Below are 22,015 nucleotides of genomic sequence, written 5' to 3'. Positions count from 1 at the left end.
TGTGAGATGTTTATTTTACTATAACCTTTGTTTTACCGAAGATGTAGAGTCCTGGTTGGAATCCGCTGTATGTGGCGGTGCCCGGCTGTACGTCAAGGATGCGATAGAGCTGGCCTACTGCCGTCACCACGTTCATCCTTGTTCTGACTGTACTCTCCACACGGACACGCTGTCCGCCGATGGGACGTACTATGATGCCGTCGTTCTGAGCGTTGTCTTCGTCGTCCATGGCGTCAGGACTGATGGTTCCTCCCTTCAGTTCCGATATGTTTATCAGACTGCTGTAGGCAGGACTTGTCATTGTGCCAGCCGTCTCTACGGACATATACGTGCGGAACGGCATGACGGTGGACAATGCGGAAGCGTCGTCAAACGCCGTGCCGCCCTTGTTGATGCCATACACCTTGCCCTTGCTTACCTCCACGGCAGCGAAGGTTCCGCTGTGCGCATAGCCGTCCTTGACGGTCTGCATCGTCTTGGTTACAGGAACGGTAATCGTGCCGTACGAGGTGTTGCCGTTCTGCGTCTTGCCGTAAGCGTTGAAGGCAATGGTCTGAGCGTCCTCCATCTTGCCCAACAGCTTGTTATAGAACGCACTTGAGAGGTCGAACTCGTAATAGCGTTCGCCGGGGAAGCGCACGATGTAAGGCTTCTCGGCGGCAAGGCGCGGATATTCAGCGTATTCGTGCTCCTCGGCATAGTACGGGTTGGCGTCCTTATTGTAGAGCCAGCCACTGTAGTTGTCGATGAAGAACGTATTGCTGAACGTATAGTTCACGCCGTTCTCAGCATCGTTGTCCGGTCGCTTGAACACAGCCGACGGCTTGCCGTTCTCATTTCCTACAGACGTAAGGCTTCGGAGCCAGTACTCGTGATGCAGCGTGTGGATGTTCTGCTTCGGGTCTGCAGCTTCCTCAGCGGACGGCGAACCGTAGAAGTGAGTTATCTCGCCGTTCAGCGAAGCCACCGTTTTGTCAGCCGTAAACGGCAGGCAGATGCCTTCCCACGCTCCGTAATAGTCTTCTGCGTACGCCATAGGCTTGCGCACATACCATGCACGGTCCGTGACGTTGAAGGCGATGGGCACGCAGAGGTCGTTGTTAAGACATTCTTCGCCCTCGCTGTTCACGTTGTCCGAGGTGCGTTCCACGAGGTGAAGGAGCGACGTTGCGTAACTGTCGTCCGCAGTCTTAACCACGTGATGACCCTTTATGAGCGCCTCCCTTGTGGTCTCTTCATAACCGAGCGTATTCTTCACGACGTCATAAGCCTCATTGCCTGCATCGGTGTTGTCGTCGGCAGTATACACAAGGAGGTTCTGCGTAATGCCGGCACCGTCCTTTACACGGAAGTCGCTGAAGGCAGTGGCGTTGTCATCCACCGGCGGATAGAAGATGCCGCGCTCTGTCATGCCCATTGCTGCAGGCAGGTCATCCTTGCAGGTGAAGTCAATAGCCGTTGTCTTACTGTCATGCACGTACGTATTCATTGAGCTGGAGCCTTGGCTGTAGGCGTTATAGTGGAATGCGTCCAGCGCCGTACTGCCATAGTAAGCCGCCGTGCGATACACGCGGTTGCTCATAAACGAGAGCTGGTGAGAGGCTATCTCGCTGGGCAGAATCTCCGGTTCCGACTGCAAGGACTGTCCCCAGAAGAGGTAGTCGTTCATCGGTTCGGCTCCGTTCTTGTTGTCGTTAAACAGCGGCACGTAATGCGAAGCTCCGTCCTCTGTCACCAGACGGGGAGCGTCTGCGGGGTGCGTCTTGTCATGACGCGTCTCCACCTGCTCATAGTTGGGGATGTCGCTGAGCTTACCGATGCGCAGATAGGTTATGCCGGTGTTCTTGCCAGTGATGGCATCCGTACGACAAGCATACTGATAATCGCCGTTGGCATAATAGTCTGCCACGTATTTCAGAACGTCCTTGTCAGCCTTGTTACGTCTAAGCAGATAATATCCGTTGAGGTCGTACGCCACTCTTCCGAGGCGGAAGTCGTCACGCGTATATCCCTTGTAGGCGCTGCCGTCCCAACGATACACCACAGGTGTTGAGCCGCTGCCGCTTGGAGCATACTCGAAACAGCAATGATAGTTGGGCTTTACGTTCTCGTCTGTCGTGCCGGACAGTCTTCCCGAGGAAAGACCGAGGTTATAGATGTTGCCCGTCACCTTACCGAAGAGCGCATTGTCCGATCCCACACCGTTGATGATATGGCCGTTGCCATGCAGGATGCCGGCAAATTCGGAGATGTAAGCGCCGTTCTTCGGCGTGGCTGTCAAGTCAAGATTGTCTTGCAGCACAAACTGTGCATTGGCACCATAGCGCGGAGCTTTACTTCCATTGCCTATTGAGTCGACGAAGGCGGCAAACGCCTTAAGGTCGCTCTGGTCGGCTATGTAGATGCGAGGCTCAGCGAACGCCTTGCCTTCCTCCTTGGCACGCTTTATGGCTTCGGCAAGGTGGAGGTTGATGCCAGCCTTGTGAGGATCCATGCGATGATAGTTGTGCACGGTCAGGCGGTCGTCTTCCTGCATGTCTATCTGCATTATGTCGTTCACGCCAGTGATGGCAACGCCGAGCTGGATGCCGTAACCGTTCATATAGTAATATGCCGGTATGTCCAGATAGTCGTCTGTCTTGTCGTAATGACAACCCGTGAACAGACCGCTGCCTTTTTCGTCAGCCTGGTTGAAGGTGTCGTATCCCTTAGCCACCGCGTCCTTTATGTTCTCCTTTGTCCACGGCGTGGTGTCGGTGAAGCTCCACGTTCCGTCCGCAGCTTTCTCACGCTTGCCGATGCGCCAGTAATAGCCGCTTACCGCGAACGACTGGTCGGCGTTAACCACGAGGTCGTCCTTCGTAACGCGTATCATCTCGCCCGGCAGCACACAGTTGCCCACGTTGATGTGTCCGCTTACCGTCGGACCCTGCACATACTCGATGGTCAGGTAGATGGTGTAGGTGTATTCGCGCGGAACGTAGTACGCAGTAGGATTGTTCTCGTCTATGATGATGTCAGAGATGTTGCTAACCTTCTCGTACTTCTTGTTGTTGATGTCGTACTGGAAGAGGCTGTCAATCTTGACAAACTCCTCCGTCTGTGGCTGATAGTAGGTGTTGTCAGCGTCCAGCTTGCCCGATGTTATCTCCACATAGCCGTCCGCTGTCTTCTTATACAGCTTGCCCGTGTTGGCATAGATGGGCTTGTTGTTGGTGTCGCTGACATACTCTTCGTAGGCAGGAGCCTTTATCACGAGCGTAGCCAAGCTCTTCTTTGAGAGGTGCTTGTCGAAGTAGTCATGCTCCACGTAGTTGGTGTTATCCACCATGTCCACTAATTTGAACGCTATCTTGGCATCCTCCTTCAGACCTGCAGGGAGCGTATTGTTGAAGAGCGTGGTCTCGTTGCTTCCCTTTTCCCTCATTGAGAGCTGTGCGGCAAAACCTTTCGTCTCCTTCTCCTTGTCATCTTCCGTGCGAGCGCCGCTGAACGAGTTGGTGGCAGCACCGCCCACATAGAGGCGATAGCCGTCCGTCACCTTGTCTGAGTAATACTTACTCTCGTTGCCCGTAAGGTAGTTACGATATTCGAGGTCGCTCGAGTACTCGTCCTTGTCCGCCGGGTGTCCGCTGCGCATCTTCCATGTCTGGATGCGCACCTTCTGTCCGCTCTTCAGACCCGAGAGCACCGTCAGACCGTCCTTGTTGTCGCTGTCGAACTCGAGCGGATGGTCCTTCGACGACTGGTAAGTGTAGCCCGTGATGTTCACATTATAATAATAGTGGAAACCCGTTACATACCAGTAATGCACCTTGACGTCCTCCACATTCTTGGCAGAGTAATAGCCCGTCGGGAAACAGTCGTCCACGATGTAGCGTCCCTCATGATAGGGGAAGACGAAGTTGCCCGTGGTTTCGAGGAAGTCCTCCTTGTGCGAATCGCCCTCATGACGCTTGTGATTGTTGTCGGCATACACGTAGCCGCCACCCTCATCCTGACGGACGTTTATCAGATTCATCTCCACTACGCCATAGATGGGACCGTAATGTTCTTTCTCCACCACCTTCTTATAGTCCTCGTCGTAAGTGTCCTGGCAGAGCTGAATCTTCATGGCGTAGCCCGAGGCTATGCCAATCATGTTCTTCGCCGTACCGTCGTTGCGCTTCTGGAACTCGCCCAACGGGTCGTTAGCGTCCTGCTTGTCCTTGTTCTGTTGATAGTCGTCGATGTATTTCTGCTTCACGTCCTGATAAGACATTCCTGCGAAAGCCTTGTCGTCCGCGTTCGTGGCAGAGGCAAGCTCTCCCTTGCGGTTGTGCCACTTCTCCTTATCGAAGCTGACGTTGGACGTTACGGCACCCACATAATGTATGTTGTTGGAGAATCCCATGTAGTTGCGAGCCTTGGTGCTGTACGTGAATGCGTTGTTGTTGTCAGTCTTAGCCTCCAAGTTGCCGTTGATGTCCAGACGGATGTTGTCAGCCACCATCTTTATCTCGCCCACACGAGAGATGGAGTAGGGCGTCTTGTTTATCTCGTTGACGGTATAGTCGCGTGCGCCGAGAAGCGAGAAGCAGTTGTCCTCCAGGCGTATGATGTCCAGACGCTGGAACGTATTCAGAATCTTCGGATTGTCGATGGTGTGTTCGGCAAAGCCATATCCCGTCACGTCGGCGCTACGGAATCCCTGCGCATACGAGAGGTGGCCGTCGCCGAAGATGCCGCCCTCGCTGTCATACTCGTAGAAGACGTTCTCACGGATGCCGTTAAGTCCGGCGGGAGGCGTACTGCCACCTTTATAGAAATACTTGTCCTGCAACGATATGTAGCGATACGTATATACGTCGTTAGCCACTGCCTCGTCGTTGTCGTAATGCTTATAGTAATAGCCGTAGAGGTCTGTGCCCTCAGGCAATGTCACCGCCTTCATCTCCTGACGGGAGATAGTTATGTGCTCATGGTCCTTGTTGTCACCGATGACGATGAGCGTGTTGCCGCCGAAGCCAGCCGTCGAACCTCCCGGCAGCCCCTTCAGTTCTTCGAGGTCTTCGTCGGTGGTGTAGGCTTTGTCCGCATTATACTTGTCAGTGAACTTCAGCACCGTGGTGTTGTTGGCAAGGACAGACGATCCCTGGGCGATGGAATATCCACCGCCATACACAGCTTCGTCAATGTTGATATGCACGTTGTCCCATCCCACAGACGGTTCCTTGGGAGTGACTTTCGTGAAGTAATAGTCCTTGTTGGCCTCGGTTATTTCCTTGCGCTTGCCGTTGCCGTTGTCAATGGCTACGATGTCGTCGTATGTGCCCTGCGACACCAGTTCGTCCGTCAGCAGATAGATGTTCTGCTTGATGGTGGGCGATGTCTCCGTGCCGTTGTTGTTCTCCAGGTGCAGATTCTTCTGGTCTGTACGGTTGAGCACGTATCTGCCGCTGACGTAGTGGTCAGAGTTGACATGATAGTATGTGGGATAGCCCACCTTCACCTGAGTGGAACCGAACACGTAGCCCGAATACGATCCTCCCGTAACGGCACGGAAGACATGGCCGTTGAGGATGTCCACATTGGTGACGCCGATGACATTACCCTGCTGACCGCCGCCGTATACGAAGTTGGCTGAAACGCCGCACGGCAGAAACTTGCCTCCGTCCATCTGTGGGTCAGAGCATTTCACGTTATCGCCGAACACTATTTCCGTGTTGCCATATACGTAGCTCTCCATGCCATAGCCGGCGCCGTACACGTTGAGCGAAGAATATTCCGAATCCTTTATGAGCAGTTCGTTCGACTTCTCCAGCTTCTCCCTCTCCTTGCCAGCCAGCATGTCGCTCTGCATATTGACGGTGATGTCGCCTCTGATGGTGCCGCTCTTGAAGCAACCGCCATACACGCTGCCTCCTACATAAGCTCCGTCTTTCTCCTTAGGCAGGAAGCGGTTGCGGATGGTGAGGTTGATGAAGGGATAGATGGAGTGTGCGATGCCGAGCAGATAACCGCCCTCATGGAACGCCTTGCCCTTATAGTCGTAGTTGGCGTTGTTACATCCGCCCACTATCTTCTCCGTGATGGTCAGACCTTCGGGGAAGTAATAGTCCACCACGTTGCCTATCTTGCGGTCGTCCTCCTCCGCTGTCATAGGCTTGACGTTCATGTTGCCGCGGTTGCCGCCGCAGCAGAACGTGCCGATGATGCAGTCCTCAAGGCCCTTGCCGTCCACGCTTCCGTTCCATGTCAGGCTGCCCTGGATGTCAGTCTCCACGGGTTGGAAGTAGAGGTCGATGAGGTGCGGATAGACAAGAGGACGCTTGCTGTTCTCCGTCGGCAGATACACGGTGCTGATGTCCATGTTGGCAGGGTCGTTGGTCCAGTCTATGGAGTCGGCAAGGTCAAGCTCCTTCGAGTGGTCGTCCACGTCGCCGTTGAGCTTCTGAAACATATTCATAAAGTCATTGTCCTCCGAAGTGACGAACATATCGTCGCCGTTGCATCCCATAAACACGCCACCGATGCGGACATGACTGCCGATGTTGACATTCACGTCGCCGACCATCACGTCCGAATCTTCCAGCTGCTCATCGTCCGGAGCCAATATCTTCTGCACGGTGGCAGAATTGCCGCCGCCATACACGTTGCCGTCAATGCGGATGGTGTCCGTGGCGGAGGTGCCGTTGATGTGGATGCTCACCTTATTGGTAAGCGGACGCCACGAATTGATGTTCACAATCTTCACCGCGTCGGTGGCTGCTCTGAGCGAAGGCATGGTGCTTCGCATCGGCACCGTATAGACCAACGGTACGGTCTCCGACTTGGGGTCGTCAGGATTGAGCGGATAATATTCGTTGACGGTCACCTTCTTGTTGCCGTTTCGGTCGTTGGCATACAGATAATTGCCGTTGCCGGCACCGTAAACGTCGCCATAGATGTGGCCTCCGAAAATCTGGATGCTGGCACCCGTGCCACCGTTGTCCTTGAAGTAGCCGTCCTTGTTGAGCACCACGTTCACGTATCCTGACACGTCGTTGCCGCCGTATATGTTGCCGTGGATGTAGATGTCCGAATTGTTTAACGCAGACGTGGCGTCTGGTGTGTTGGTGCCTATGCGCACCGTGGTGGCCTTAAGCACGTCGCCCATAAATCCGCCGCCGAAGACGTCATGGCAGTCCACAGCCTTGATTTCCACGTCCGTGGAGCGCACGGAGCTGTATGAGCCACCACCGAACATACGACGGCAGAACAATCCACCTGAGCCTACGATGTGCGTGTCGCCGCAGACCTTGCCCGAATAGCCGCCACCCATGATGTCCATAACCGCATAGCCGCTAAGGAAGTGCTTGTATTCTTCACCCTCTACGAAGCCCATGCCGCTGTGGTTGCTTCCGCGACTCCCCATATCCACGTTGACGTAAGTGTCGCCTACGACGATGGCACTGTCGCCATAGCCGCCGCCGAAGACGCAGAAGTGGGGCGATCCCACCTTCTCGTAAATCTCTCTCCACTCGTTGCTCTCAAAGAAGTTTTTGTCGTTTCTTCCCGATACCAGCTCGGTGTAGTCGTGGAGCAGACTCTTCGTCATGGTAAGGTAAGTATTGCCGTTCACCTTACATGCCACGTTGCCGCCGGCGTAGATGTTATGATTGATCTTAAACTTCAGCTTCTCGTGGTCGTACTGCGGAGAGTAAGTCACGCCGTCGATGATGCTGGCAGGTTCCCATGAGCGGGTACGTGGTCGCCAGTACGAATGGATAAGGGCTTCGCCGCCGAGGATGAACACGTTGGTGTTGCCCGTTACGTCGGCTGACGTGGTGGTGAGCACGCTCTTGCCCTCCACGTCGGCGGTGCTGGAGCTGCCTAAGCCGCCTCCATAGATGCCATGTCCGATGGAACCGTAGTAGAGTGTCAGTAGAGTGTTGCCATAGACGGTGCCGTTCTGACAGCCACCGTAGATGCGCTCCATGAAAAAGGAATAGACATCCCTGTTGTTATCGTCCGCAGGATGAGCCATGTTGGCGTCGTCCGAGGGCGAGAGAGATTGCTTCTTCTTGTCGTCCCAGTAAGGATAGTGTATGACGGGACGGTCAATGATGAGGCAGGTGTTGCCGTAGATGCCGCCCAATGTCTTATAGTCTGCACACTCCGAGGCGATACGTCCCTTGCCTCCTGCGAACACGCCGTCCATGATAGAGCCGCCACGGATGTTTACCAGGGTGGTGCGGTTGGAGGGATTGACGTAGTTGTCGCGTGAGAACGTGGCTGGGGCTGCCTTCTTGGATCCTACGTTAGCCACGTCGCCACCGCCATACACGCTGCCGAGCACCAACGTACGGTCAATGCGGCTGTTCGTGTTCTTGTAAGTGAACATCTTGCCGTAAATATGCACCTCCGTATTCTCCACGCGAGCCATATTGGGGAAGTCGACGTAAGCGCCGTTCTTCCATGCCGACTCTACGCCGGCTCCGCCTCCATAGATGTTGCCTTCGATGGTGCCAGCCTTGACGAAAACCGTGGACTTGCCCTTCACCTTACCGAAGTCGTAGGCGCTGCCGTCTTTATAGTCGCCGTATGGAAGGGCGCCTAATCCAGCTCCGTAGATGTCATGCGCTGTGAGCTGACAGTCGGTCTCTACATAGGTATCGCCGCTGACATAGCCGGCAAAGCCACCGCCGTTTATCTGAAGCAATGTCAGTCCGCTTGCGCCTGTCATCCATGCCAGACGGCTTGCGTGATAACGTCGGAACGTGTTAGGGTCGTCGTCGCTGCCGTCATAGCTGCCGTAATAGAGCATCTTTTCTTCCTTCGACACTTTCTGGAAGTCGTTAACCATGGAAAACTCCAGACTCAGATATGTCTGAAAGTCCTTGTTCTGATTCAGATAGCGATACTTGATGCCGTCTATGGTCAGAACGCCTTTGTCGTCAACCTTTGTTCCGGGCTGTGCATAAACCTCCGTCTTGCCAACCTCTGTATTGGCGCCATATCCTGCACCGAACACAGAGAACTGCGGGCGTGAGGCATCCGAACAGCATAAGTACCAGCACATGCCTTGAAGCGAAGTGATGTCGAACAAGCTTATGGTCTTTCCCTTCGAGTCCTTAAGGTCTTCAAGGGGCGAATGATTGACGATGACCACAGCCTTGCCCGTGTTGTTGTCTCCCGTTGTGCCCACCTTGCAGGCACGGTTGCCTCCGCCGAAGATGTTATGGTTGTTGGCGAACATGCGTCTGTCCAAATCGAAGAAGAGACTCGTGTTCTTGTCGTTCCTGATTCGGTTTATTACCTCTTTGGTTGCAGTATCGGTGATGCTGTCAAGCGATTGGGCAGCAACCATAGTAAAGACAAGACGCATAAACTCTTCTTTGTTGTTGCATACGCGTTTGCTGTCAGCGTCTGCCGAGGTCCATGTGGTGATGTTGCCTTTCTGGTCTGCCTTGCGGTTCCATATCCACGTGCCGCCGTCCATCTGCACCTTCGTGTTGCCGAGGATGTTGGCGTAGGTGCCCTCGTTCGCTGTGTCCTTACGTCCGAGCACCTCGTCCGCAGGATTCTCTTCGTTGTCAATGAGTACGTCGCCATATCCGCCGCCGAAGACGCTGTTGCCGAGCATGCCGCCCTCGACGTGTACGAGTGTATTGCCGTCCACCGTGCCGTAGGCACAGCCGCCGTAGACGTTGCTCCATACGTAGGGCACGATGTTGTCCTTGTCAGTATCGTTGCCGGGCTTGCTGTCGGTGATGTGTACGAGCGTATTGCCGTTGATGCGTCCTACGTTTTCATAATGGTCAGCCTCTGCTTTTGTCAGACCCTTGCCGCCGCCATACACCTCACCGAAGACAGTGCCGCCGGAGATATTGACGAACGAACGATAGCCCACAGCCTCATAGCTAATGAATGTGCCGTCGGTCTGATTGAGAGTTGAGACGCTGCGAAGCGAGTCTGTAGAGTAATATGTGGAGGGCTTGGCAGAGACATACTCGCCCACGTTGGCGTTGTCGCCACCGCCATACACATTGCCGTAAATCTTGGCATCGTCAGAGATGTCCACCTTGGTGGTGCCGACGACGCGAGCCACATTGACGAAGTGGTCGGAAGAAGGAGTCGTGGGTTTCAGACCGGCGCCACCTCCGAACACGTCGCCGTGTATGCGTGCGCCGCACAAATACACCTCCGTCTTGCCGCCAATTTGTCCCGTGGTGTTGTCCTTGGTGGAGGCTGGGTCGCCGAAGCCACCGCCGAACACACGATGGACGAAGGTCTTGCCGTCCACCGTCACCTTGGTGCTGTCAGCCACCGTACCTGCATAACCGCCTCCCAGAACGCCCCATACTGTAAAGTTAGGGATGCCCATAGAGTTGTCGAAAACCGGCAATATAGTTGTTGCGCTTCGTTCGGCGTGAGTGGCGAAAGTGCCACTTTCGGAAATCTTAGGCGGCGCCATTTGATAATTATCGTCCACCTCCGTGTCGTATTTTCCGTAATCACCGTCTACGTTGACGGTGACATCGGTGCTTCCGACCTTCGTCAGCTGACCGTAACCGCCGCCGAATACACTGAAGTGAGGATTGTCGTTGTCCGTATAAGCCTGCTTCCATTCGTCTGTCGTGAGCAGATCGTAGGGAGTAGTTCCCTTCTGTACGAGAACGGTGGCTTTTCCTGCGACGTTGCAGGCAAGATTGCCTCCGCCGTAGATGTTATGAGGATTGAGGAACTTGCCATTGGCGAAGAACTCGTCTTTCTTATACACTGCTCCCTCAATGGCTGGTTCGTCAGAGGAGTCCTTGATGTCAGAGTCCCAGACGTAGAAGAGGTTATTCGTGGCATCCCACTTGCGGTTCCATATCACATTGATTGAGAACTCGTTATTCTCATTGTGTCCGCCCTCGCCGCTCATACTGCCTTCGTCCTGCGCCAGCATCACGTTGGTGTTGCCGAGAACGTCGGCATAGGTGATGGTGTCGCCGTTGATGTAGCCGTTGCCGCCACCGAAAATCTGACCAGCCATGTTGCCCGCATAGATGCTGACGTAGGTGTCGGCGCTGACCTGAGCTAAATTGCCGCCACCGAAGATGTCGCCATACACGTAAGGTGCCTGTTCGGCTGACCCGATGAGGCTGACGTTGGCATTGCCTATGACCAAGCCCACCGAGTCGGGATGCTGCGTCAGGCCGTCGTTCGCGGCGAATGTCTGTGTGGAAGGACGACGGCGACGACCGTTGCCTCCTGCGAACACGGAGCCGCGGATGTCAGCATTGTTGCCGATAACGACGTTGGTGGCATCGGCGCCGCGGTTCTCCACCACAGCCATGTCGCCGCCACCGTATACATTATTAAAAAAGACGCCGCCCTGGATGTTGACGTCAGACTTGCCATATACGCGAGCCATGCGTGAGAGAGTCTCCACGTTGGATTTGCCAAGCTGCTGGGCGTCTGCCACGCCGTAGCCTCCGCCGAAGACAGGGCAATGGAAGATGCCGCCGTTAATGGTCAGCTTCACGTTGCCGTAGGTCTTGCCCAGTTCCTTATACTTATAGTTGCCGTAGTTGATGTTGCCACCGTACGCGTTAGTGGAGAAGAAATAGGCGGTGCCGCGTCCGCCAGCGAACACACCCTTTTGGCAATAAAACTCGCCGCCATTAATGGTCAGAGATGTCACGACGTCCGTTTCATTGCCGTTGCCATACACGTTGCCGCCGTACTGGCTCGGTGTGGCTGCTTTCTTGGTCCACAGACTCTTGCTCATAAAGCCGCTACCGCCACCATATATGCCGTCAATGGGAGCGGAAGCGTAACCGAACTCGCCACCATTGATGACAATTTCGGAGCGTGTGTCCGTAGGACTTACCTCGGTGAAGTCCTGGGTGTCAGCATTGTAGCAATGATAGCTTACCAGACGGTCTTTGGCTGTGGCGTACGGTCCGTAGAGCATCACGTCGCGGCGGTCGTTCCAGTAAGGAATGCGATCGTCGGGCGTGTGTGTGTCGGCAGTGTCGTCGCCATATCCGATGCCGTTCATACCGCCCGCACCGGCTCCGAAGATGCCGCAGAGGATGTTGTCCTTCTTGTCGTTGTTTTCAGGAAGAATCTGGAAGGTGCCGCCGTTGATGGTGACGGTGCTGATGCCGTAGAAGGGATTGTTGACAACCACGTTGCCCGTATGTCCACGACCGGTACTGCCACCGTAAAGCTCGGTTATGATGATACGCTTGTCGGTGTATTCGTCCTTGTTGTTTTCGGATGACGAAGGGTCGAGCGTGATGTTGGCTCTTCCCATAAACGTATTGCAAGGTACGTTGTATGTCTTGTCATCGTAAGGCAGAGTCAGTTCGGTCTGAGCACCTAATGTGCCGTTGACAACACGAGCCACCTTGCCGCTTCTGATGATGATGTCGACGTCGGCATACATGGCACCCTCGTGGTTGCCGGCAAGGATGACGCCGGCGTCATAGTCGTTGGTGCTCAGCCTCTTTGTGCTGTCGTTCATCGTCACCATACGTTGCTCGTTGTGGAGGTCGTTCCATGTACGGTCAATGTCAATGTCGATGGTACACTTTATGGGTTGTTGGGGTGTACCCATAATGCCGTTCTGCTTGGCAGGTTTGTTGTCTACTATGGTGACCGACTGACGACCTCCGGCACTGATACAGGAATAGAATCCGGACTTGACGCTGATGCTGAATCCCTCCTTGCCATGAGGCATCGACTTGTTATAGGCTGCGATGCTGTCCGGATTGTTGAGCGGATAGAAGCGACCGTCGTTGTTGATGCCGCCGAAGATGTGCAGGGCGTTGGTCACGGCGCCGTCGATGGTGCCGTAGTCGGGTGAGTTATGGCTGAATCCCGTCATGCGGATGCCCTCATCCATGAGGATGTTGTTATACTGGCAGTAGATGATTTTATAGTTGTCGCCGCCGTTCATGGCGAAGGTAAGGTTCTCGAAGCGGGTGTTTCCCCAGATGGGCAGACCTCTTGACGCTCCCATAATCTCTATCTTGCCTTCGTAGTCCTTGTCCCACTTGCCCGTGATGGTGGTATTGCGGAAGAGCTGGGGATTGTCGCGCTTTGCATTTGCCCAGTCATCATATGTAAGAAGGTTCTCGCCTTTATAGTTTTTAGTTAGGCAGAAACCGTTTTGGGTGTCAGTAGAAGAACTGGTACCCATAAGGACGATGGTGTTCTCGTCCCACGAACCTTTGGCTGACAGCTTGCTGTAGGCTCCCTTCCATGTAAGCATAGGCTTGTTGGGAGTGTAGCCCCATGAGTCGTCCGTAAGATTGTCGGCTCCTATGGCGTATGTCTTGCCGTCAGATGTGGTTACACCGGCAGGGCAGAGATAAACCACCACCGAAACATTCACGTATTTCTCAAGCAATACCGATGAGCCGCTCTTTACCGTAACCTTACAGTAATACTTGCGTCCTTTGGAACTGTCCGTAGGGCGCGTTACGATGTTCTGCGAAGTGGGAATGGAGGTAAGACGCTCCGTACCGTTATACCATTCGTAGGTGATGTCGAGACCAAGCTCGTCGTTGGAGAGACCTTCCTCAGAGTCGTTGGTGACGTTGACGGTGAAGTCACGCTCGCTTGTCGTAAGACTTGCCGAAAGCGTGATGGGGTTTACGATGAGAGTATTGGTGGTGGAGTTGCCGTCGGTGGCATACACAGACTGTGCGTATGTCTGACGTTGTAGGGTGAAGGGATTGAGCTTGTCGGTATTTAACTTCACCGGCTCAGCATTGCCGTGCGACACATACCAGTCGTAAACGTCATTCATAGTTTTGCCTTCTTCGTCAACGACGGTGAGCACGTCCTCCTTGCCACGCTCCATCTTCAGAGCTATGGAGCTGAATGCGAAGCTGTTGGACGTGGCGGAATAAGCCCAAGTCTTGCGGTCGAGCTTATTGTCGTTGATGTAAGCGTTGGCTATTTCGGTAAATGTCTTGAAGAACGTCTTGCCCGTAGAGGGGTCGATGTCGGTGGGTTCATGCTCTGTTCCGTCGTTGTAGTTGGTAGAACCTGATACGGCATTGGCATTAGAGTAATATAATGTAGCCTTATTGGATGCTGGAAAATTCTTCTGGTACGAGCTGCCATAGAAAGCAATGACGCTTCCCTTGATGTTGCTGCCGTTTGTTATGATGCCAGGACCATGCACATAGATGTTGGTGGGGAGAATGGTGTAAGAGTTGGTCGAGAAGCTGGTGGCACAACCAATACCGCCAGATATGGTTACCGCTTTCTTGCATGTGGCGTTCTTGTGCATATTCATGCTTACGTCGGCAGAGATGTTAAAGACGCGGTGATAGCCGCCGTTGATGTAGCCCACGATACCGCCTATACGGTATACGCCGTTAGCGTCATACGCTTCCTCGTTGTCCGTAACCTTTGAGTTGCGTATGATGATGTTGCTTATCTCAGCGTTCTTGGTAAGGTCGGCGGCTACGACGCCAAGCTTTATGGTACCGCTGCCCACGGGGCGATAACCCTTTGTCTTCTCCACGCAGGCTTTCTCGATTACCAGGTTGGTGACGCAGGCGAAGCCAGCTTCGTTGGCAGCTGATCCTGCCAGACGTGAGAAGAGACCCCATGAAGCCTCCTGACCGTCTGCATTGGTCCAGCAGATGTGCATGTTGCTTATCTTATGGCCGTCGCCGTCAAACTTACCGGCAAAGAAATTAGGTGTCTTTGGATTCCATGAGCCGATAGGAGTCCACAACGCCTTGCTAAGGTCGATGTCCTTAGTAAGCTTGAAGTATTTGCCGGAGAAAGACACGCCGTTGTTGACGTCGTGTGCAAGCTTAGCCAGCTGCATGTCGTTGCTGATAAGGTACGGCTTGTCCTTCGATCCGTCGCCTGACTCATAGCTCTCGGCATAGTAGGGCGTGCCGTCATACACGTTGCCATACACTTTAGGTTCGGTGTCGACAGTGGAGTCCTGCTGCGCCAACACCATCTGGGCGCTGACAAGCAGGAGGGTGAGTAAGAAGAGTAGTTTACGATATATGCAGTTTGAGGGATATACGCTCATATTCAAGTCTTTAAATTGAAGTTTAACTGTTTGCTATGTCCTAAATCAGTCTATCAGCAGATGTCCCGTATAGGCATCCTGGTCTGCCAGCACATACAGATAGCGAGGCTGTATGAGGATGCGGATGGGATTTATCATTGCTGTCTTGCCCGTTGTGAGGTTGCTGAAGTTGTCCTTGTTAAGGGTTATCACTGAGGTGACGTTCTTTCGTGTCACCATCGTCTTGCCGTCCTCGGCTATCAGCTCCACGTCGTACGTCACTTTTATTTTGGGAGTGAAGGCGTCATCGTGAATGGTGAAGAAGTCAGAGCCCCATTGCGTATAGCCGGCAGAGGTGACGATGGCAGTCTGCGTGGAATCGTCGTAAGTCTTGCTGCCATAGCCCTTGTAGGGGATGGGCGTATCGACGAACGGTGCGCGTTGGACGTCAGACCATCCTATGTCTGAAGCGTTCCAGCTGTTAGAGGCGTCGTTCCACGTATAAGATCGTGAGATGGTGCACGATGTGGCGAGAGTGCCCGAGAGCGTAACGCTATGGATGCGGAAATGTCGGATGGCGTTCATCTTAGCGTCGAGTCTGAATGACAGGCTGTAGCCGGTAAGGGTCTGGTCGAACTTAAGGTTGATGACGCGGTCTTCATTCTCCGTGGTTATTCCTCCCTTGCTGACGGGTAGAGCGCAGATGATGGGCGCTGCCTTCGTGTCGAAGATGACGGGCGATGTGGCGTTCTCCATGGAGAAAGGGAAGGAGAGTGTGTAGATGCCGGAGATGGTGTTGGTCAGCGTAGCCGCTTCAGAATAAGGCATGTATGCGAAGAAGCTGAACGATGAGGCGTTGGGATAATCAGCCCATCGCTTCGGCGTTGCCGTAGGCCAACTCTGCGTTGAGGCATTGTACGTGGCAGTCTCGTTGCGGAAGATAGGGTTGGCGGCGTCGTTGTCCTGATAGCCGAAAACACCCATCGTAGCAGGATGGCGTTGCGGACTGTATGCTTCGTATGGATTGGTGCGTGTGAGAATCTTCTGCGACTGTGCGGAGAAGGTGATGTAGCCGTAGCTGTCGGCATGCTGAATGGGCATGTCGGAAGAATCGCAAGCACTGAGACTTGCGAGGGAGATAATAGCTGCTATGGAACTTAGATGCTTCATGCTTGTATTATATATGTGTTTCTTACCATTCCTGCGTGCCGTTGCCGTCGTTCTTGATTTCGGCACCGGGGAGCCATTGCTCCACTTGCAGGTCGGCGAAGGTGATGTTGTCGCCAACGTCAGACAACTTGAAGATGTATGTGTATTGGTAGCCTGCCTTCCACTGCATATACTGCGCTGGAACTGTGGCAGACACTTTCTTGCCGCTGATGTTGACGGTTATGGTGTAAGCACCCTGCTCGTAGGGGATGTTGGCGAGAGGCGGCACGTAATACCATTTCTGGTAGAGGGTGGGGTCTTTGAGGATGTGGACAGCGTCCGACGGCTCCTCATAGGGGACGCGGAGGAGAATCTGACCAGGGGCATCGGTTGATGCGGGCGCCATCGTGATGACGGGCTGCTGGCTCGACGGTATGCCGGTGAGGGGATAGGTGGCGTGGATGGTGCCACGGAGAGGGGTGTCTGCCTTGGACGCGTCGTCAAGGAAGCGGCTGTCGCTGAACTGTATGTTTCTCATTGTGACGCTCTTCGTGCCGTTAGGATAAGTAAAGCGGAAGCGCACCTTGGCGATAATGGGGGCGAAGGTGAGCGTCACGCACGATCCGTAAGCGGGCGATGAGGCTGATGTGCCGTTGGAGGATGGGGTGGCAAGCCAGAGACGACTTGTGTATGGGGACGATGTGGCTGTGGCAGCATCGGAATATTCAAAGGGAAAGGAGAGGCTGACGTTGGGGTCAGCGGCAGTCGGGGCGGTGACGGTGATGTCGGAACGGAAGGGACTGTAAGCGAAGAAGCGATAGCTTGTGGCAGAATGGTCCCAGTATTTTATGGTTTGCGGTATGGAGAGCATCGGGTTTTCGATGCCCACGTATTCCCAGTCGGCAGTGTTGGAGGCGGTGTTGCCCGCGCTGCCCTGAGTGAAAATAACCTTATAGCCGTCCATCACAATCTGTGACGACGATAAGGCGGAAACGTCTGATGTGGTTTTATATCCCCAGACGCGGAACGAAGTGAAAAGTGTTTCGAGGCCGTTGCCGGCACCTCGTGTTGTCTGCTCATCCTGCCATTTGCTGTTATTGCTGCTAAAGGCAATGCTCGTTGTTGGCGCCTCAGGATTGGGCACGACGGGGTCGTCCTGCGCCGATGGAGAGCAGGAGAAGCAAAGGCATAATGAAAAGCAAAGCAACAAAGAAAGAATGCGTGATGAAAGCATGACTTCTTGTGGTTATTAAAAATGCAATGTCGAGGGTGCGTCAATATCTTGGATTGATGCACCCTCGGCGATTAAGGGATATAAGGCTTTGTGCCTATTGTATATTCAATTATTAGTATATCTTAACAACCTTTACACCGTAGGTGTTATTGTTGTTAGTATACTTCTTGTAATAAGTTGTATCTGCTGTAAGCTTAATATCTTTAGCAACAGCTGTATTGCCAGACGGATCCAAGTAATACTCGTTCTCACCAGCAGTTGGTTCATTTCCTGCTGCATAAGTTACTGCTGTATAGATATCAGACGGTGTACCCGGTTTCTTCAGATATACATAAGCGTATGTTGCTGCAGTGTTAGCTTTGAACATAGCAGTAGTGTTATCACCAACCCCAATTGTCTTTCCGTCTTCTTTAGGAATTGCATTGACAAATATAGTTCCAACTTCTGTCAGGACAATACCGTTGCGACCAGTAATACTACCGGTTGCCTTTGAATCTCCGAGCTGTAGAGCGTCAATAACAGTAGCCTCAGTTGCGTCAGCTTTGCTTACACTGTAAAGTTTACCCTTAGAGTCAAGGTCGTTCATAGTCTTTCCATCTTCGCTAACGCTGAAGTAGATTTCTGTATTATCAGAAGCAGGATACTCATTTTTTGCTGCACCATAAGCCTTGATCACCTTCTTTGTTTCGCTATTGAATGCGTAAGTCGTTACAGAAGGTGTAGCCACAGTTGTGATTGACTCATGGCTAAAGTCTGCATTGTCAACGTCAGCTACGACAGCATCGAAAGTGATTGGGAAGAGACCCTCGGGAGTTTTATCCTCTTTACTTGTTGCACCATTGGTGTTGTCTGAAATCTTAAAGATGTATGTATAGGCGTAGTTAGGCTGCCATGCTGTGTAAGAAGCAGGAACAACAGCAGTTGCGCCATATACCTTTATCTTCTCGTTAGAACCATCGGTAGATGTAAGGGTGTAGTTAAGGCGAAGAGTGAGGGCGTGACCTTCTGCAGGGAGGACGGGAGTGAAGTAGCTGTTGTCCTCGTTGCCTGCCATATTAGCCTTCTGTGCGTTGTCGTTGAGAACACCGTTTTCGTAGTTTACATTGCCAAGACCAAGTGTAGTTGTCTCGTCGTCAGTGCCTTTTACTACGCTGACAAAAGCTTTATTGTATGCAGGATCGCTTGCGTTTTCGCTACCAACCTTTGGATATGTAACCTTGATTTCACCATTGGTAGACAACTTGTAGCCATCGGTTGTAAAGAGGACAGCTGCGCCTTTGTCGGTAAGGTCTGCTTTAGGGTCAGTAGTGTTTTCATAGAACTGGATGTCGCTTACAGTATATCCAGGAATTGTCTCGTAGAAAGCTACACGCACCTTAGCAGTGAGATTCTTGAATGTGAATGTCACTGGCTTATTGTATTCTTTATTGGTTGCGTTATTCTTGACAGTTGTTACGTCGGTGTAATAGCACTCCTTGAGGTCTTCGATTCTTTTACCTTTAAGAGAGTAAGAAAGGTCGTTGGCAACCTTTGGGGTCTTGATTTCAGTACCTAAAATCTTATCTGCAACAGCATCACCTGTTGTAAGAAGCTCATTGTTTCCAACAGAGTAAGCGATGAAGTCGTACTGTGGCTGGCTGTAGTCCCAGTACTTGATAGACTGTGCTGTAGGAGCAGCTGTTCCAGCATGAAGACCAGTTGGAGCTACGCCTACATATTCCCAATCGTTAGTGTTGTCGGTAGTTGTACCAGCGCTGTTTTCTTTCCAGTTAACCTGATAGTTGTCGAATACAATAGAAGTTGTTGGACTGTTAGGTTGCAGTGTACCCTTTGTACCCAGTACATAGAACTTTTTACCAAGGAGATCAGCAGCTTTTGCACCAACGCTTTTGCCGTCAGCAGCACGTGTAATCTTACCAGTCTCTCCTCCGAAGTTAATCACTGAGTTAGCAGCATTTTGTCCGTTTCCTGAGTTCTCGCCCAAGAAGTCGTCGCTTGAGCAGCTGGCGAGCGCCAATACTGAAGCGGCATAAAGAAAATACTTGTTCATAATCTTTTAAATAAATAATAGTTTGTATTGTTTTGTTTATTAAAATCTTGAATACATATATATGTTATTACATATCAAATTCCCATTGTTTCTCCTCGAAGTCTTCCACTACGGCATCAAAGCCTGAACCACCGGATCGGTTAGGGATGGGTACTTTGTCCATGTCAAGCTCCACGGTTATGACGCCACCACGATAGAGCCGACGCACTTGGTCGGTTACGTCGAAGACGATGGTGGAGTCCTTACCGTTATAGAACTGCATCTTCACGTCCACGTAGTGTCGGTTGTTGAGGTCAGCCTCTGCCACCTTCTCCAACGACTCAAGGTAAGAACGTGTGTCGAGCTTGTAGGGATTGAGCTTTGGCATGCCGAAGGTCAGCGCCTTGCCGCCTATCACGTCCACCGTCTCGCCCTTCTTGTCCGTCACGTCCTGCTTCATTCGCATGTAGAAGTTTACGGTGATGGCGTCCGTTCCGGTCACGCCAGTATTGACATTGACGGAGCGAGCCATGCCGCTGAGGTTGGCGTTGCCGTCGATGGAGGTAACCTTCCTGCCGTTGCGGTTGTTATGATGGAGAATCACTTGCACTAAATATATATAAGTTAGGGGCTGGAGTTGTGTTTCGAGCGTACGTACCCAGCAGTTGCGCTCCTCATCGAAGACGAATCCTTCCAGATTCTTGTTGATGTCGATGCCCTTTTCGTAACTGGAGAAGAGTTCCTCGGGCTGATAGAACGAGTGGGTAAAGTGTGGCGCGTTATACGAAGACGGATTCATGGTCTGTCCTGTGTATGCCGTGACATAGTCGTACGTTGACGTCTCGTCAATGCGCACACTCTGCACGCCGTCGGGAGTGTCGATGTAGTTCCATGCAAGGATGTCCCAAAAGCCGAAGTCGTACTTGGCGTAGATGGAGTTGCCGCTGATGGTGTGCTTGTAAGGAGAGCGGTGGGTGCCGTACTGCGTGCTGCCAGTGAAATAGCGTCTCACCTCAAAGGCATGAGGCTCCGTATAGCCGATTGGACCGAACATCGATATGTCGGTATCGTCCCAACCATACGTCCATTCCGCCTGCCAGTCATATTCGACATCGTACTTGAACAGATAGTTCCATACGACCTTCAGATTGAGGTCGACGGCAGGAATCTGCATATCAATATCTTTTCCGCCTTGATGAAGATGAAGCATCGGTTCGCGCTCGCAACTTGTTGTTGCGAGACACGAAACGACGAGGCATGTAGCCATTATCCTATTAATCATCATTACCTTATTTCTTCTTAATGTTCCGTCTGTAGAGCAAGTCGTAACTAAGCGTTATCTCCAATCGGGTGGGTCCCAACCAAGAATAACGATGCTGTCTCTTGCGGAAGTCCTTGGCATCGCCGTACCATTTATAGTAATATTGCTCTGTGTCCGTGTCGGGGTCGACAGGGCACTTCCATTGATAGGGATCGTAGAGCGTGTGAAGATATCCAGCCTGCAAGCCGAACTCCAGTCGCCAATGTTCAGAACGTCCCAACGGCATCACATATCCTATGCCCATGCCAGCGCCCCAACCTTCGCCTTCCCATCCGCGCTTCTCTCCGAAGCATATATTATATAGGTAGGCGTGCGCGTAAAGGCTGAAGTAGAGTCCCTTGAAAGCAGCTCCTTGTCCCAACGGACGCTCACGGATGTCGCCGCTTCGCAGATAATAGCGAGTGTGGAGCTGATAGTTGCGTAGCTGAAAGTACTTGTGGTCGTCGTAGTGCTGCCACCACGGACCATCAAAACTGGCTCCGTACGTGAAGTGACCGTGAAGCGGATAATACTCTATCGCCACATTAGGGATGGGGCAGAAACGGTCGTAACCGGGCATGTAAGCGAAGTCGAGGAGCAGATTGGTCTTAACGCTCAATAGCTCGCGGCGTGGAAGAACCGTATAGTCGCTGTAAGGGAAAGCGGGAATGTTAAGTTGCACGTTGTTCGGGACTGTTGTCGGCATCACTGCCAAAGGCTGCGAGGTCAGACTGTTGTCGTCCAGACCAAGAAGCTGTCGCTTGTCTATCGCCATTATTCGCACGGCACGCAATACGGGAAAATATTCCTTGAGCACATAGCGCCATAGTTTACCGCCATCATACCGCTTCATCGCCTCTTTAAGGCGAGCGGTGTTGTCGCCATAACGGTTCATGAGCGAGTCTACCTCATGAAATCTCTTATCCTTGCCGATGCGCATCAGGGTATGAAGAAGGGCGTAGTCTTCAGGCACGACATCATAGCGTATGCGGTCCTTGCTGATGCCGTAGCTGCCGAGCAGTCGGTCCACAGAGGCACGACGTCCCTTCGCCAGACGACAGTTGTTGTCGTATGGACCTTCAGGTGATGCCGTGGCACGTCCAAGCACAATGCCTCTATCGCCCAACGCTTCAAGTTGAGGAATAAGGACTTCTGTTATCCACTTCCTGTCTTGATCGCTGATGTTCATTCTGTTTACAATAAATTGGATGGGACGCGAATTTCGGACAAAGGTGCTGTCAGTGGTCTTAACCTGAGCTACCGTGTCCATAGCGAAGCATGAAATCATTGTAATTATCA

Annotated in this window: 6 protein-coding genes; all 6 read right to left on the bottom strand. The window is 52.7% G+C overall.

Features of this window, described 5'->3' with window-relative positions:
• Positions 1 to 10: 10 nt before the first annotated feature.
• Positions 11 to 15,025, bottom strand: coding sequence for a hypothetical protein (locus tag CHL74_RS08000; protein ID WP_141241271.1), 15,015 nt, complete (start codon positions 15,023 to 15,025; stop codon positions 11 to 13).
• A gap of 45 nt (positions 15,026 to 15,070) precedes the next feature.
• A complete protein-coding gene (locus CHL74_RS07995; RefSeq protein WP_094880643.1) occupies positions 15,071 to 16,174 on the bottom strand; it encodes a hypothetical protein in 1,104 nt (367 codons plus the stop codon).
• A 22-nt stretch (positions 16,175 to 16,196) separates the two neighbouring features.
• The gene (locus CHL74_RS07990) at positions 16,197 to 17,387 is read right to left on the bottom strand and encodes a fimbrillin family protein (RefSeq protein WP_094880642.1); all 1,191 of its coding nucleotides are present in this window, start codon (positions 17,385 to 17,387) and stop codon (positions 16,197 to 16,199) included.
• 112 nt (positions 17,388 to 17,499) lie between these two features.
• A complete protein-coding gene (locus CHL74_RS07985) occupies positions 17,500 to 19,437 on the bottom strand; it encodes a hypothetical protein (protein ID WP_094880641.1) in 1,938 nt (645 codons plus the stop codon).
• Positions 19,438 to 19,504: 67 nt separating this feature from the next.
• Entirely contained in the window at positions 19,505 to 20,701 is a 1,197-nt protein-coding gene (locus CHL74_RS07980) for a DUF5119 domain-containing protein (RefSeq protein ID WP_141241270.1), read from the bottom strand.
• Between the two features lie 4 nt (positions 20,702 to 20,705).
• Positions 20,706 to 22,004 carry a DUF3575 domain-containing protein gene (locus CHL74_RS07975; RefSeq protein ID WP_094880639.1) on the bottom strand — a complete coding sequence of 433 codons (1,299 nt, stop codon included), beginning with the start codon at positions 22,002 to 22,004 and terminating at the stop codon, positions 20,706 to 20,708.
• Positions 22,005 to 22,015: the final 11 nt, after the last annotated feature.

It is taken from the genome of Prevotella sp. 885 (assembly GCF_002265625.1).
Lineage (GTDB): Bacteria > Bacteroidota > Bacteroidia > Bacteroidales > Bacteroidaceae > Prevotella.
Note: the sequence above shows the minus strand (reverse complement) of the source record. Positions and strands in the feature narration are given on the sequence as shown.

What these genes read in the sequence shown, in the direction of transcription:
- CHL74_RS08000 (WP_141241271.1), bottom strand. Translation starts at nt 15,025, where the DNA reads ATGAGCGTATATCCCTCAAACTGCATATATCGTAAACTACTCTTCTTA.
- CHL74_RS07995 (WP_094880643.1), bottom strand. Translation starts at nt 16,174, where the DNA reads ATGAAGCATCTAAGTTCCATAGCAGCTATTATCTCCCTCGCAAGTCTC.
- CHL74_RS07990 (WP_094880642.1), bottom strand. Translation starts at nt 17,387, where the DNA reads ATGCTTTCATCACGCATTCTTTCTTTGTTGCTTTGCTTTTCATTATGC.
- CHL74_RS07985 (WP_094880641.1), bottom strand. Translation starts at nt 19,437, where the DNA reads ATGAACAAGTATTTTCTTTATGCCGCTTCAGTATTGGCGCTCGCCAGC.
- CHL74_RS07980 (WP_141241270.1), bottom strand. Translation starts at nt 20,701, where the DNA reads ATGATGATTAATAGGATAATGGCTACATGCCTCGTCGTTTCGTGTCTC.
- CHL74_RS07975 (WP_094880639.1), bottom strand. Translation starts at nt 22,004, where the DNA reads ATGATTTCATGCTTCGCTATGGACACGGTAGCTCAGGTTAAGACCACT.